This is a genomic window from Amycolatopsis sp. NPDC051106 (assembly GCF_040682775.1).
Taxonomy (GTDB): domain Bacteria; phylum Actinomycetota; class Actinomycetes; order Mycobacteriales; family Pseudonocardiaceae; genus Amycolatopsis.
The window spans coordinates 1-13,489 of sequence record NZ_JBFBBQ010000014.1 but is presented as its reverse complement, the minus strand read 5'-3'; the positions used below and the strand labels follow the sequence as shown (position 1 = coordinate 13,489).

General features: G+C 71.6%; 15 protein-coding genes. 9 read left to right on the top strand and 6 right to left on the bottom strand.

What is annotated here, in order from left to right:
• Positions 1-126 precede the first annotated feature (126 nt).
• On the top strand, positions 127-1,293 hold the full coding sequence (locus AB0M83_RS13720) for an isochorismate synthase (RefSeq protein WP_364516932.1): 1,167 nt from the start codon (positions 127-129) through the stop codon (positions 1,291-1,293).
• A gap of 151 nt (positions 1,294-1,444) precedes the next feature.
• On the opposite strand, the gene AB0M83_RS13715 is transcribed toward AB0M83_RS13720, so the two are convergent.
• Positions 1,445-2,134, bottom strand: coding sequence for a 4'-phosphopantetheinyl transferase superfamily protein (locus AB0M83_RS13715; RefSeq protein WP_364516716.1), 690 nt, complete (start codon positions 2,132-2,134; stop codon positions 1,445-1,447).
• Between the two features lie 131 nt (positions 2,135-2,265).
• On the opposite strand from AB0M83_RS13715, the gene AB0M83_RS13710 reads away from it, so the two are divergent.
• Positions 2,266-3,435, top strand: a complete 1,170-nt coding sequence (locus tag AB0M83_RS13710) for an acyl-CoA dehydrogenase family protein (protein WP_086680388.1) — start codon at positions 2,266-2,268, stop codon at positions 3,433-3,435.
• 64 nt (positions 3,436-3,499) lie between these two features.
• On the opposite strand, the gene AB0M83_RS13705 is transcribed toward AB0M83_RS13710, so the two are convergent.
• From AB0M83_RS13705 to AB0M83_RS13690, 4 genes are read right to left on the bottom strand one after another with little or no spacing between them, the layout of a single operon-like run.
• On the bottom strand, positions 3,500-3,820 hold the full coding sequence (locus tag AB0M83_RS13705; RefSeq protein ID WP_364516714.1) for a hypothetical protein: 321 nt from the start codon (positions 3,818-3,820) through the stop codon (positions 3,500-3,502).
• A gap of 58 nt (positions 3,821-3,878) precedes the next feature.
• A complete protein-coding gene (locus AB0M83_RS13700; protein ID WP_364516712.1) occupies positions 3,879-4,520 on the bottom strand; it encodes a TetR/AcrR family transcriptional regulator in 642 nt (213 codons plus the stop codon).
• Positions 4,511-6,061, bottom strand: coding sequence for an ATP-dependent acyl-CoA ligase (locus AB0M83_RS13695; RefSeq protein WP_364516710.1), 1,551 nt, complete (start codon positions 6,059-6,061; stop codon positions 4,511-4,513). Before AB0M83_RS13695 ends, AB0M83_RS13700 begins: the two co-directional genes overlap by 10 nt.
• Positions 6,058-6,795 carry an enoyl-CoA hydratase/isomerase family protein gene (locus AB0M83_RS13690; protein ID WP_364516708.1) on the bottom strand — a complete coding sequence of 246 codons (738 nt, stop codon included), beginning with the start codon at positions 6,793-6,795 and terminating at the stop codon, positions 6,058-6,060. Before AB0M83_RS13690 ends, AB0M83_RS13695 begins: the two co-directional genes overlap by 4 nt.
• A 48-nt stretch (positions 6,796-6,843) precedes the next feature.
• Between AB0M83_RS13690 and AB0M83_RS13685 the strand changes: the two genes are divergently transcribed.
• A complete protein-coding gene (locus tag AB0M83_RS13685) occupies positions 6,844-8,430 on the top strand; it encodes an amidohydrolase (RefSeq protein WP_364516706.1) in 1,587 nt (528 codons plus the stop codon).
• A 4-nt stretch (positions 8,431-8,434) separates the two neighbouring features.
• On the opposite strand, the gene AB0M83_RS13680 is transcribed toward AB0M83_RS13685, so the two are convergent.
• Positions 8,435-8,755, bottom strand: coding sequence for a hypothetical protein (locus AB0M83_RS13680; RefSeq protein WP_364516704.1), 321 nt, complete (start codon positions 8,753-8,755; stop codon positions 8,435-8,437).
• A 55-nt stretch (positions 8,756-8,810) separates the two neighbouring features.
• On the opposite strand from AB0M83_RS13680, the gene AB0M83_RS13675 reads away from it, so the two are divergent.
• The 6 genes from AB0M83_RS13675 to AB0M83_RS13650 all read left to right on the top strand — a co-directional run bounded on the left by AB0M83_RS13675 (position 8,811) and on the right by AB0M83_RS13650 (position 13,368).
• Positions 8,811-9,251, top strand: coding sequence for a GNAT family N-acetyltransferase (locus AB0M83_RS13675; RefSeq protein ID WP_364516702.1), 441 nt, complete (start codon positions 8,811-8,813; stop codon positions 9,249-9,251).
• Positions 9,252-9,291: 40 nt separating this feature from the next.
• Positions 9,292-9,975: a metal-dependent transcriptional regulator gene (locus AB0M83_RS13670; protein ID WP_364516700.1), complete on the top strand. Its 684-nt coding sequence runs from the start codon at positions 9,292-9,294 to the stop codon at positions 9,973-9,975.
• Positions 9,976-10,061: 86 nt separating this feature from the next.
• Positions 10,062-10,880, top strand: coding sequence for an LLM class flavin-dependent oxidoreductase (locus AB0M83_RS13665; RefSeq protein WP_364516698.1), 819 nt, complete (start codon positions 10,062-10,064; stop codon positions 10,878-10,880).
• Between the two features lie 72 nt (positions 10,881-10,952).
• Positions 10,953-11,297: a transcriptional regulator gene (locus AB0M83_RS13660; protein ID WP_364516696.1), complete on the top strand. Its 345-nt coding sequence runs from the start codon at positions 10,953-10,955 to the stop codon at positions 11,295-11,297.
• A gap of 138 nt (positions 11,298-11,435) precedes the next feature.
• Complete coding sequence (locus AB0M83_RS13655) at positions 11,436-12,494, top strand: alcohol dehydrogenase catalytic domain-containing protein (protein ID WP_364516694.1); 1,059 nt, start codon at positions 11,436-11,438, stop codon at positions 12,492-12,494.
• Between the two features lie 247 nt (positions 12,495-12,741).
• Positions 12,742-13,368 carry an alpha-ketoglutarate-dependent dioxygenase AlkB gene (locus tag AB0M83_RS13650; RefSeq protein ID WP_364516692.1) on the top strand — a complete coding sequence of 209 codons (627 nt, stop codon included), beginning with the start codon at positions 12,742-12,744 and terminating at the stop codon, positions 13,366-13,368.
• The last annotated feature ends 121 nt before the right edge of the window (positions 13,369-13,489 follow it).

The following is a 13,489-nucleotide window of genomic DNA, read 5'->3' as shown; positions in this document are numbered from 1 at the left end:
TCCCGCGAGGGGAGTGTCGCTCGTGACACTCCCCTCGCGGATCTCCCGAAGCCTGGGACGCTGGAGTCTGTGAGCGCTGAAGCCTCTGGGGCCGAGCCCCAGACCCCAGCCGGGGGGCAAGCCCCCCTGGACCCCCCAAGAGCGGTCAGTCCGGTGATCCCGGCAAGAGACCTCGCCGCCCGCTACCAGCGAGGCGACTTCCTGTTCACGACGGCCGAGCGCGCACTCCTCGCGCAGGGCACCCTCCGGACCGTCACCGAGACGGACCCCCGCCGGCTCGCCTCGGTGATCCCCGGCGTGCTGGCCGAGACCGGTGCCCCGCTGGCCGTCGGCGTCCTGCCGTTCGACACCGGGCCCGACACGAAGGTGCCGGGCCATCTCGTCGTGCCCCGGACCGTCCACCGCTCCGAAGGGGCGCCCGCGCTGCCGCGTGAGGTCCAGCCGGCGCCCGTGCGGGTGCGTGCGGTGCCTTCTCCCGCGCAGCACATGGCGGCCGTCTCGGCGGCCGTGGACGCGCTGGCTTCGCGTGACCTGCGGAAAGCCGTGCTGGCCCGCGCTCTCGACCTCGAGTTCGCCGCGCCGGTGTTCGCGGAAAGCATCGTGCGCAACCTGGCGGTCGGCAACCCGCGGCACTTCACGTACGCGGCCGAGCTGCCGGGCGGACGCTCACTCGTCGGCGCCACGCCCGAGCTCCTGCTGCGCCGCACGGGCCGCACGGTCTTCTCGTCGCCACACGCCGGCTCCATGCCGCGCTCGGCCGACCCGGCGACCGACCGCGCGAACGGCGAGGCGCTGCGGACGTCGCGCAAGGACCAGCTGGAACACGCCGTGGTGATCGACTACCTGGTCGAGGCCCTGCGGCCGTTCTGCCGGACCCTGGCGGTCCCGGCGGAGCCGGAGCTGGTCACCACCCCGGCGATCTGGCACCTGCGCACCCCGATCACCGGCGAGCTGGCCGACCCGGACATCACGGCGCTCGACCTGGCGGCGGCCCTGCACCCGACCCCGGCGATCTGCGGCACCCCGACCGAGGGCGCGCGTGAGCTGGTCCAGGAGCTGGAGCCGTTCGACCGCGACTACTACGCGGGCGCGGTCGGCTGGGTCGACGCCTCGGGCGACGGCGAGTGGGCGGTGGCGATCCGCTGCGCCGAGATCGCGTCGACGTCGATGCGGCTCTACGCGGGCGGCGGGATCGTCCCGGCTTCGGACCCCCAGGCGGAGCTGGACGAGACGACAGCGAAGTTCCGCACGCTGCTGAGCGCGATGGGCCTCGGCGACCTCACCGGCGTCTGACAGCTTCAAGCGCCCCAATGTGGCCTTCGGTGCGTTCAACGCACCCAAGGCGGCCTTCGGTGCGCTGAATCAGCACTGCGGCGCGAAGCGCCTCCGTTGAGGGTGGCGGTGGGGGCATCGGTGGAGCAACCAAGGCCACATTGGGGCGGGGTTACGGGACCCAGAGCTCCTCGGTCACCGACAGCTCGTCGGTGGCCAGGACCGCGATGGCCGCGCGGTAGCCGTCAGCCGCCTTCAGGTCGACCAGCCGTGTGGTCGCCGGGTCCAGTGCCGGGTCGCCCGACTCCAGCAGCCGGGCCGGCTCGTCGAAGCGGGAGAACGTGATGCTCTTCAGCGGGATGCGCAGGCCCTTGCCCGTGGCCTTCATCACGGCTTCCTTGCGCGTCCAGTAGACGAAGAACGCCGCCGCCTTCTCCGCGTCGGTCAGGCCGGTCAGGTGGCCGGCTTCGGCCGGGCTCAGGGCGTACTCGATCAGGCCGTCGTCGGCCTTGCGGCCGGCCGTCTCGACGTCCAGGCCCACCGGGACCGACGGCGTCGCCGCCACGCCGATCAGCTCGCCCGAGTGCGAGATCGACAGCGTCAGGTCCGCGCCCGGGACCCGCGGCCTGCCGTGCGGTTTGCCGCAGTCTTCGCAGGTCGCGTCGAACTTCACGGCTTCGGGGGCCACCCCCAGCCGCTCCGCCGCCACCGTCTTCGCCAGCACGCGGCCGGTGAGGAAGCGCCGCTTGTCCGCGTCCTGCCGGTACGCCTCGAAGCGGCCTTGCTCGACGTCGTCCAGCAGGCGCAGGAAACGCTCTTCGGCGGGCAGCGGCGACGACCAGCGGACCACGATCTCCATCACGCCTCCGATCCTCCCGGGCGCCGAAGCGGTTGTCACGAATTCGGGGACAGGTCTGGGGTAATCACGCTCTCAGGAGGTACCCTCGTACTAAGCAAGCGCTTAGCCAGCCAGTGTCGGAGGAGCAGCGTCGGATGGATTTCTCTCTCAGCACCGAAGAACGTGAAGTGCGCGACTGGGTCCGCACGTTCGTCCAGCGGGAGCTGATCCCGCTCGAGCAGGAAGTCCTCCGGCGCGAGCGCGCCCACCAGCCCGGCCTGACCGGCGAGGAGCTGAAGGACCTCCAGCTGAAGGCGAAGGAGTCCGGCTTCTGGGGCGTCTTCACGCCGGAGGAGTACGGCGGCATGGGCCTGTCCGCCGTGATGGCCGCGCTGCTCGAGGCCGAGCTCGGCCGGACCTTCGTGCCGTTCCGCTTCGGCGGCGCCGCGGACAACATCCTGTTCCACGCCAACGAGGAGCAGAAGCAGACCTACCTGCTGCCGACCATCTCGGGCGAGCGCAAGTCGTGCTTCGCGATCACCGAGCCGGGCGCCGGGTCGGACGCCAAGGCCATCCGGACCACCGCCCGCAAGGACGGCACCGACTGGATCATCAACGGCGAGAAGACCTTCATCACCGGGGGCAACGAAGCCGACTTCACGATGGTCTTCGCGATCACCGACCCCGAGAAGGGCGCGAACGGCGGCGTCACGTGCTTCCTCGTCGACCGTGAGGCCGGCTGGAAGTCCGAGTACATCGACACCATGGGCGAGTGGGGTCCGGCCTCGCTGATCTTCCAGGACGTCCGCGTCCCGGAGACGCAGATCCTCGGTGAGGAGGGCCGCGGCTTCGAGCTCGCCATGCAGTGGATCGGCCAGGGACGCTACCTCCTGCCGGCGCGCGCGATCGGTTCGTGCGAGCGGCTGATCTCGATGGCCATCGAGCACGCCAACACCCGCGAGACGTTCGGGCAGAAGATCGCCGAACGCCAGGCCATCCAGTGGATGATCGCCGACTCCGGCGTCGAGCTGGAAGCGCTGCGCTGGCTGGTGCTCAACGCCGCCTGGCAGGTCGACCAGGGCGTCGACTCGCGGCACGCGCAGTCGATGGCGAAGCTGTACGGCGGCCAGAAGGCCAACGAAATCGTCGACCGCGTCCTGCAGATCCACGGTGGCATGGGTTACACGCGGGAGCTGCCGGTCGAGCGCTGGTACCGCGAACTGCGGCTGCTGCGCATCTACGAGGGTACCGACGAGATCCAGCGCCGCACCATCGCGCGCAACCTGCTCAAGGGGCACGTGAAGGTCGGCGGCGTGCTCGGCTGAGACTCCGGACGCGAACGAGGCCACCTCCCGGACGTCCGGGAGGTGGCCTCGGCGGTGTTTCGGGTTACTTCTTGTTGCGGATGGCGATCGGGACGCCGGCCAGGTCCTCTTCGTTGCACAGGAGCTTCACGTCGTAGTACGGCGAACCCTGGCGGTCGTCGTAGTCGAGGTGAATCGCCAGGACGTCGAGCGGTTCGCCCAGCCAGTCCTGCGCCTGCCGTAGCCACTTGGAAGCCCGCTCCAGGGCGGTGGGGAGATCGTCATCACGGAACTCGACGGGGCGATAGGGGACATCCTGCACCTGATCGCGGGGGTGTGCCGGCGCCGGGAGGCCCGGCGCGAGACCCGAGTCGTCCAGTTCCAGTTGGATCGTTTCCTCAGTCACCCTTCGAGCGTCCCCCACGCACGCCGTCTGGGCAAGGCGTACACAGGTAAAAGCGCCGCTAAACGGACGTCCCCCACTCTTTCGCGACGATTTCCCGGCAGCGTCGCAAGTCGGCTACGCCCGGCGAAGACGTGCAGCCCAGCGCCCTCGACGCCAGCTCCGCGTAGTGCTCGGCGAGCTGGTCCAGCGCCAGCGGCCCGCGTGGTGAATACCACCTGGCCACGCCGCTGCACATCTCCAGCAGAGCCAGCCGGGTCACCGCCGGGTGTTCGGTGTGGAACACCCCGGCCGCGACGCCTTCGTCGATCGCCGTGGCCCACAGGTGTTCGTACGCGTCCCGCAACGCCACCACCGGCTCGCGCGCGGCCGGCGACAGCACGTCGACTTCGTTGTCCACCACCCGGGTTTCCGCCGGGCCGACCGCGTGCGCGAGCACGTGCAGCGCGACCAGCGTGCGCAGCCGGTGCACCGGGTCCGCGCGGCCGGCCGTCGCTTCGCGGGCCGCGTCCAGCAGGCGGTTCAGCGCCGTGTGCATGATCTCCGCGAGCAGATCCTCCTTGGTGCCCATGTAGTGGTACAGGCTCGCCGAGGAGAGTTCCGCCTCCTGCGCCAGGTCCCGGATGCCCGTGCCGTGGAACCCCTTGGTGGCGAACAGTTTCACCGCCGCCGCGCGGACGCGTTCCCGGCTGGTCACAGCCATGCCGCCGCCTTCGCGTCCCACGACCCGGCGCGCGGGTCGGCCACCTTCCGCAGCTCGCCCTTGGCGACGCGCTCGGACGGCGTCATCGGCAGCCCGTCGGCGAACGCCCAGAAGCGCGGAACCTTGAAGTAGGCCAGCTTTCCCGAACAGAACTCGGCGAGCTCGGCGGGCTCCGGACGTTCGCCGTCGCACACGACGTACGCCTTGATCTCCTCGCCGCGCAGTTCGTCGGGCACCGCGACGACGGCCGCCAGCCGCACCGCCGGGTGCAGCAGCAGCGCGCGTTCGACCTCGTCGGCGGAGACGTTCTCGCCGCTGCGGCGGATCATGTCCTTCGTGCGGCCGACGTAGTACACGCGGCCGGCGTCGTCCATGCGGGCGAGGTCGCCGGTGTGGAACCAGCCGTTCCGGAACGCCTTCGCCGTCGCCTCGGGATCGTCGTGGTAGCCGTGCATCAGCCCGATCCCGCGGATCAGCAGCTCGCCGGTTTCCCCGCGCGGCACCGGCTTCCCGTCTTCGCCGGCGACCATCGCCTCGCGGTCGCGGCTCGGCCGGCCGATGCAGCCGGTGCCGACGGTCTCGTCGTGGTCGGCCGCCGTCATCCGGATGTCGCCGCCGGTCTCGGTCATCCCGAACGCCTCGTACCACGGCACGCCCCAGCGCGCCTCCAGCTCGGCGTGCAGCTCGTGCGGGATCGCGGACGCGCAGATCGCGCGGACGCGGTGGTCGCGGTCGGCTTCCGCCGGCTCCTGCCGCAGCAGCAGCGTCGGCATCAGGCCGAGGCAGTAGAACCACGTGACGCCGTACTCGCGGACCTTCGCCCAGAACGTGCTGGGGTGGAAGCGGTCCAGCACGACGAGGGTGGCGCCGGCGGCGAGCCCCAGCGCGACGTTCCACTGTGGATCGATGTAGTGGAACGGCTGCGCGGTCAGGACCACGTCGTCCTCGCCGACGGCGGGGAAGTCGGTGGCGAGGCCGACGGCCAGGGTCGTCCAGTACCGGTTCGGCAGGACGCAGCCCTTGGGTGCGCCCGTGGTGCCGGACGTGTACTGGATGTTCACCGGAGTCTCGGGCACCGGCGTGAAGGCCGCACTTTCACGTGAAAGTGCGGTCCCCAGGTGGGCACTTTCACGTGAAAGTGCGGTGGGGGTGGTGACCTCGGTCAGGCCGATGCGGCCGAGGAGGTCGGTGAACTCCGGTGCGGCGACGGCCAGTTTCGCGCCGGAATGGCGGAGGACGTGGGCGCCGTCGAACTCCTGGTAGTTCGTGTTGACCGGCACCAGGATCGCGCCGATCTTCGCCAGCGCCAGCCAGAGCAGTGGGAACTCGGGCTGGTTGCGCAGCATCACCGCCACCCGGTCGCCGGGGCCGATCCCGCGTCCGGCCAGCGCCGCGGCGAACCGGGAGCTTTCGCGGTCGACGTCGGCGAAGGTGAAGCGACGGCCGGTTTCGTCGAACACCCAGGCCGTGCGGTCCGGCCACAGTCGCGCGGCCCGCGTGACGAGCTGGGCGAGCGTGCCGATTTCGGTGAGCGGCATCACGTCCGGCTCCGGAAGGCCTCCGTGGACGCGGCGACCGCGGCCGAGGTTTCGGTGATGAGGGCGTGGCTGACCTCGAGTTCCAGCGCGGGTTCGATGTCCGTGCTCGCGTCGAGGACGCGCTTCGCCATCGCCGCGGCCGCCGGCGGGTGCCCGGCGATCCGCTTCGCCCAGCTGAGCGCCTCCGCCTGGAGCTGCTCGGCGGGCACGGCGGCGTTGACCATGCCGAGCTCCGCGGCCTTCCGGCCGTCGAAGCGCTCGCCGAGCAGGAGCAGCTCCTTCGCCTTGAGCGGGCCGACGAGCAGCGGGAGCAGGCGCGACGCCGCGCCGGTGACGCTCAGGCCCAGCGAAACTTCGGGGAACGCGAAGACGGCGTCCTCGGCGGCCAGGATCAGGTCGCAGCCGAGCGCGAACTCCGCGCCGGCGCCGATCGCGTAGCCGTGCACCGCGGCGATCACCGGCTGGCGCAGCGCGCGCAGCCGGCGCGTGACGTCCTGGAGCCGGTCGAGCCGCGCCCGGGAGTCCCCCGCGGGGGTGGGTTCCTTGAGGTCGTGGCCCGCGCAGAAGGCGCGGCCGGTGCCGGACAGCACGACGACGCGGGCGTCGCTGCGCGCGGCGGCGTCGAGCGCGGCGAGGAAGTCGTCGACCAGGACGGCGGCGACCGCGTTGAGCCGCTCGGGCCGGTTCAGCCGGATCTGCGCGATGCCGTCCTCGACGGCGAACTCCACGGTGGGCATGCGGCCGATGCTAGACGTTCGATCGATCGATCGATAGTGTCCGAACACATGCGGGTCGATACGGTCTACGAGAACGCCACAGTGTGGACGGGCACAGGCGTCACCAGCGCACTCGCCGTGCTGCACGGCCGGGTCGTCGCGCTCGGCGACGACGCCCTCTCCCTTTCGGCGCGCTCGCGGGTCGACCTCGGTGGCGGCTTCGTCGTGCCCGGGTTCCACGACGCCCACAACCACATGGCGTGGTTCGGGATGGGCCTCGACGACGTCGCGTTGGGTGGCTGCCGCAGCGTCGAGGAGGTCTACGACGCCGTCGCCGCGCGAGCCGCGACGCTGCCGGCCGGGAGCTGGGTGGTCGGGAGCGGGTACGACCAGAACAAGCTCGCCGGCGGGCACCCGGACCGGCACGGGCTCGACCGCGCGGCGCCGGGGATGCTCGTGCGGCTCAAGCACACGTCCGGGCACATGACCGTGGTCAACTCGGCGGTCTTGGACCAGCTCGACCTGGCGAACGTGCCGGTCGGCGGCGACGTCGTGCTCGACGCGGACGGTTCGCCGACGGGGTTGCTGCGTGAGCAGGCGCAGCTGCTGCTGCGGCCGCTGACGTACCCCACACCAATTTCGCGCGTCGTCCGCGGGCTCGACCGGGCGTCCGAGCAGTACCTGTCGGAGGGCATCACCAGCGTCCAGGAGGCCGGGATCGGCGGCGGCCTGGTCGGTGAGACACCAGCCGAACTGGCCGCCTACCAGGAGGCGCGCGACCGCGGCGTGCTGCGCGTGCGCAGCACGGTGATGGTCGCCGCGAGCGTGCTGCACGACCTGCCCGACGACGCCGGCTTCGGCCTCGACCTCGGCCTGCGCACCGGCCTCGGCGACGAGTGGCTGCGCGTCGGCCCGATGAAGTTGTTCGCCGACGGCTCCCTGGTCGGGCGCACCTGTGCGATGCATGACCCGTTCGACGGCGAGCCCGGCAACCGCGGCTACTTCCAGGTGCCCGAGGACGAGCTGGTCCGCACGATCCGCCGCGCCCACGAGGCGGGCTGGCAGATCGCGACGCACGCCATCGGCGACCGCGCGATCACCGTCGTCCTCGACGCCTACGAGGCCGCCTTGGCCGCTTCGCCGCGTGCGGACCACCGTCACCGCATCGAGCACTGCGCGGTGCTCCAGCCCGCGGAACTGACCCGGCTCGCGTCGCTCGGCTTGCTCGCGTCACCGCAGGGCCGGTTCGTCAACGAGCTCGGCGACGGCATGCGCGCCGCGCTCGGCGAGGCTCGCGTCCCGTGGTGCTACCGGCTGCGAAGCGTCCTCGACGCGGGTTGCGTGCTTCCCGCGTCCTCGGACCGGCCCGTCGTGAACGGCGCGCCGCTGCTCGCGCTGGCCGACATGGTGCGTCGGCGCACGGCGTCCGGAGCCCCCTTCGCACCCGAAGAGGCGTTGACGCCGGAGCAGGCGTTGCGCGCGTACACGTACGGCTCGGCGTACGCGACCTTCGCCGAGCGTGACCTGGGCACGCTCGAACCTGGGAAGCTCGCCGACTTCGCCGTGCTGTCGGGCTCGCCCCTGGACGAGTCCGCTTTGGACGACCTCAGCGTGCAAGGCACCGCCGTCGGCGGCGAACTGCGTTATCAAGCGTGATGATTCACCTCTTCCCCACGAACTCGAGTGCTTCTTCCGCCAGCGCGGACCAGGGCTGCGCCGACCCCGTGTCCAGCGCCAGCCACTCCTTCATCGGCGTGCCCTTGTTGGCGTCGAAGCGCACCCCGTGCCCGCCCGCCACGAGCTCGTCGACCCTCGCCCGGGGCAGCTTCAGCACCAGCTGCCCGCGGACGAACATGCCGAAGATCCGGCCGTCCACCCGCAGCGCCGTGCGCCCGAACCCGCCGGTCGCGCCGGGTGGCGTGATGCCCGGCCGTCCGGTGAACTCGTCGACCAGCGCTTCGAACTTCTCCTCCGGTGCCATCGACCACCTCCGACTCCGACCGTAGCGACCACCACCGACAGAAACGGGAGGCGAGATGCCCGTCCGCGACGCCGTCTTCGAAGACATCGAAGAGATCTGCGCGCTCATCGAAGAGCACGCCGTCTACGAGGACAACCACGACCTCAAGCTGGACCGCGCCGAGATGAGCGGCCACCTCTTCGGGCCGGACCCGAAGGCGTGGGTGCTGATCGCGACCCCGCCGGGGGAGCCCGGCACCGTCGCCGGCTTCGCCTTCTGCAGCTGGAACTTCTCCACCTGGGAGGCCCGGCCGGGGATCTGGCTGGACGACCTGTTCATCCGGCCCGCGCACCGCCGCCACGGCCTCGGCGGCGAGCTGCTCGACGAGCTGCGCACCCGCACCACCGGGCGCGTCGAGTGGGACATGCAGGAGGGCAACGAAAAAGGCGAGGCGTTCTACGCCCAGCTCGGCGCGGAACCCGTCCCCGGCTGGATCCGCTACCGCTGGCGGCCGTGAACTTTCACCAGAAAGAACCGGGCCCCGTATCGTATGCGGCATGGGAGATGGTTCGGTCCGGAGGTCCTCGTCGGTCGAGGACTACGTCCGGGTGATCTACGGCCTGGTCGAGCGCGGGGAGGCGGTCACGAACACCTCGCTCGCCGGCCGGCTGGAGGTCAGCCCGTCCTCGGCGTCGGGGATGGTCACGAAGCTGTCCCAGCTCGGACTGGTCACCCACGTGCCCTACCGCGGGATCGAGCTCACCGCCGACGGGCGGCTCCTGGCGCGCTCGGTGCTGCGGCGGCACCGGCTGATCGAGACGTACCTCGTGTCCGAGCTCGGCTACACCTGGGACGAGGTCCACGCGGAGGCGGACGCGCTGGAGCACGCGGTGTCGGACCGGCTGGTCGAGCGCATCGCGGCGAAGCTGGGCAACCCGGTCCGCGACCCCCACGGCGACCCGATCCCGGCACCGGACGGCAGCGTCGAGGAGCTGTCGGTCCGCATCCTCGACGACCTCGAGCCGGGCGCGGTGGGCGAGATCGTGCGGGTCTGGGACACCGACCCCGAGCTGCTGCGCTACCTGACGGAGCACGCGATCAACCTCGGCGAGCGCATCGAGGTCGTCGAGCGCCAGCCGTTCGGGGGACCGATGGTGGTCAAGGTGGGCTCGCCGCCGGAGGTGGCCACGCACGCCATCGGCAAGGAGATCGCGCAGGCCCTGTCGGTCACCCTGCGCTGACCCCGCTGGGGACGGCGGGAGGCGTACGCGCGGATGACGTCGTGAAGCGGATGTGGTGACACCCCCGCGACCACGACCATGGCCGCATGAAACCCTTCCGCTTCGGCATCGTCGCCGGCTACTCCCCGGACCTGACTTCGTGGACCGCCCAGGCCGAGCGCGTCGAAAAGCTCGGCTTCGACACCCTGCTCGCCACCGATCCCGTCGGCACCGCCGATCCCTTCGTGCTGCTCGGGGCCGCCGCCGCGGTCACCCTGGACCTCACCGTCGGGACCTTCGTGCTCGCCGATCCCTTCCGGGACGCCCGGGCCCTCGGCTGGCAGGCCCAGACCCTGCACCAGCAGACCGGTGGCCGCTTCGAGCTCGGGCTCGGCGTCGGGCGGCCCGGGGCGAAGGAGCACGCCGAAGACCTCGGCCGGGAGTTCGGCGAACCGGGTGAGCGCATCACACGGATGGCCGAGACGATCGCCCACCTCAAGCGAGCGAGCGACCGCCCGAAGCTGGTGCTCGCCGGCGGCGGGCCGAAAATGCTGGCGCTCGCCGCGCAAGAAGCCGACACCCTCACCTTCAGCTGGCAGCCGAAGACCACCGAAGCCGAGGCCCAGTCCATTGTGGATCGATTCCGTAAGCTGGCTGACGAACGGCTGCCGGACATCGAACTCGGGCTGAACCTGATGGCCGTCGGGGACGCGCCGTCGCCGGGAATCGCGCGGTGGGCCGGGGTCGACGTCCCGGAGCTCGCCGCCGCCGGTGCCGTCACCGTGCTGCCCGCTGATCCAGGTCAAGCGGCGGAAAGGCTTCTCCGCTGGCGGGAGCGGTGGGGGATTTCCTACGTCACGATCAACTCCGGCTACGCGGAACCGTTCGCCGCCATCGCCGAAGAGGTGCGGCTCGCAGGTGGGTGAGGGCCCTTCCGATCTTGGGAAGCTGGGCCTACGCTCCAATTTTCGTACTCGGGAGTGCTTCGGAGCGTTGTGATGACCGGTCAGCGAACACGCACCATCGACCGGGGGGAACAGGCGGAGCTGAGCCAGCTGCTCGCCGCCGGGCCGTTCGACGTGGCCCTCCGGGCGGCGATCCGGGCCCGCGGGCTCGGGCTCGACCGGATCCGCTATCGCTTGCGCGGCAGGGGAACCACGGTCAGCCTGGCCACCCTCAGCCACTGGCAGTCGGGGCGGTGCCGGCCCGAACGGGCGGAATCCTTGGAGGCCCTGCGGAATCTCGAGGACATCCTGAACGTGCCGGACGGCTCGCTCAGCAGGCTCCTCGGGCCGCCGCGGGGAAGGACGCGCTTCCACGCGCAAGCGCCTCCGCTCAATTGAGAGGCTTATTCGGGCTAGACCGGCGCTACGGGAATCGCATCATGCCCGCTGTGGCGAGGTTTGCGCCGGGTGACGGCTGAATAAGCCTCTTTGCAGTATCAACGGAAATTCGCTCACCTGAGCACGTAGGCTCGGGGCATGCGAGCTGTGGTCATGGAGGAGTTCCGCGTCCCGCCGGTCGTGCGGGACGTGCCGGAGCCGGTGGCGCCGCCCGGTGGCGCGGTGATCGAGGTCGACGCCACCGGCGTCTGCCGCAGCGACTGGCACACGTGGCAGGGGCACGACGCCGCGGTGAAGCTGCCGCACGTCGCCGGGCACGAGCTCGCCGGCCGCGTCGTCGCGCTCGGCGACGGCGTGCGCGGGTGGGAGCTCGGCGCGCGCGTCACCGTGCCGTTCGTCTGCGCCTGCGGCACCTGCCCCCAGTGCGCCCGCGGTGACCAGCAGATCTGCGACCGCGAGTTCCAGCCCGGCGCCACCCACTGGGGTTCGTTCGCCGAGCGCGTCGCCATCGGGCACGCCGAGACGAACCTCGTCGCACTGCCGGACTCGCTCGGTGCCGCCGAAGCCGCCGCGCTCGGCTGCCGGTTCGGCACGGCGTTCCGCGCGGTGCTGCGGCAGGGGCGCGTCACCGCGGGGCAGTGGGTTTCGGTGTACGGCTGCGGCGGCGTGGGGATTTCCGCCGTCCTGCTGGCCGTCGCGGCGGGCGCGAAGGTCGTCGCGGTCGACGTCTCGTTGCGCGCTCTGACACTTGCCGCCGAGTCCGGCGCCACCCTCACCGTCGACTCGTCGGCGTTCGACGGCCCGGAAGCCGTCGCCGCGCACGTGCGCGAGCTGACCGGCGGCGGCACGCACGTTTCGCTCGACTGCCTCGGCGCGCCGTCGACGTGCGCGGCGTCGGTGGGCAGCCTCCGCAAGCGCGGCCGGCACGTCCAAGCCGGGCTGATGCCGCCCGCGCAGGGCGTCGCGCCGATCCCGATGCACCGGGTCATCGGCGGCGAACTGGAGCTCGTCGGCATCCACGGACTGCAGGCCCACGAGTACCCGGAGCTGCTGCGCGTCGTCGAGACGGCCGGGATCGACCTCGCCGCGCTGATCGGGCGCCGGATCGGCCTCGACGACGTCCCGGCCGCGCTCGCCGCGATGAACGACCCGGTGCCGGCTCAGCCGGGCGTCACCGTCGTGACGTTTCGTGACTGATCCGCACCGGCGAGGTCAAGTGACGCGTTCGTAGCTGATCCACGCTGGCCTGGTGACATTCAGTGTGGGAACGTCTAGCCATGGTGGCCCAGAGCGAGGGGATCCGGCCGCAGGAGCGTCCCGCTGGTCCGTTGGGGCGGCTCCTGCGGCTGTTCAGCGTCGCCGGGGTCACGTTCCGCGGTCACCACGTCGTCCCGGCGACGATCACCGCACCGGTCCGGCGGGAGTCTCCGGCACAATCGAGGTGATGGACGCCCTCCTCCCGCGCCCGCGCGCCGAACTCGCGCCCGGTGCCGTCCACGTGCCCGACTGGCTCGGCTTAGACGAACAGCGCGAGCTCGTCGCCGCCTGCCGCGGCTGGCCGGGCTACCGCCACACGACGTACGCGGGCGGCGGTGTCATGTCGGTCAAGACCGTCTGCCTCGGCTGGCACTGGTACCCGAACGGCTATTCGCGCACGACCGACGACGGCAAGCCGGTGCTGCCGTTCCCGGACTGGCTCGGCGACCTGGGCCGCCGCGCGCTCGCGGACGCGTACGGCGAGCCGGCCGACGGCTACGAGCCCGACACCGCGCTGGTCAACTTCTACGCCGCGAAGGCGAAGATGGGGCAGCACCAGGACAAGGACGAGCGGAGCACGGCACCCGTGGTGTCGCTCAGCCTCGGCGACACGTGCGTGTTCCGCTTCGGCAACACCGAGTCGCGCGGCAAGCCGTACACGGACGTCGAACTGCAGTCGGGCGACCTGTTCGTGTTCGGCGGCCCGTCCCGGTTCGCCTACCACGGCGTGCCGAGGACGCTGGCGGGCACGGCCGACCCGGCCCTCGGCCTGACCGGGCGGCTGAACATCACGCTGCGGGTCTCGGGCCTCTGACCCGGCTGGTGGTCGTGAGTGGCCGGCTACCACGGCGGGCCCCGCACGAACGGGGGCGGGAGCGGACGGCCGGGACCGCGCCCCGGGGGGGCGCCCCCACCCGGGGGTGCGACCCCGCCAC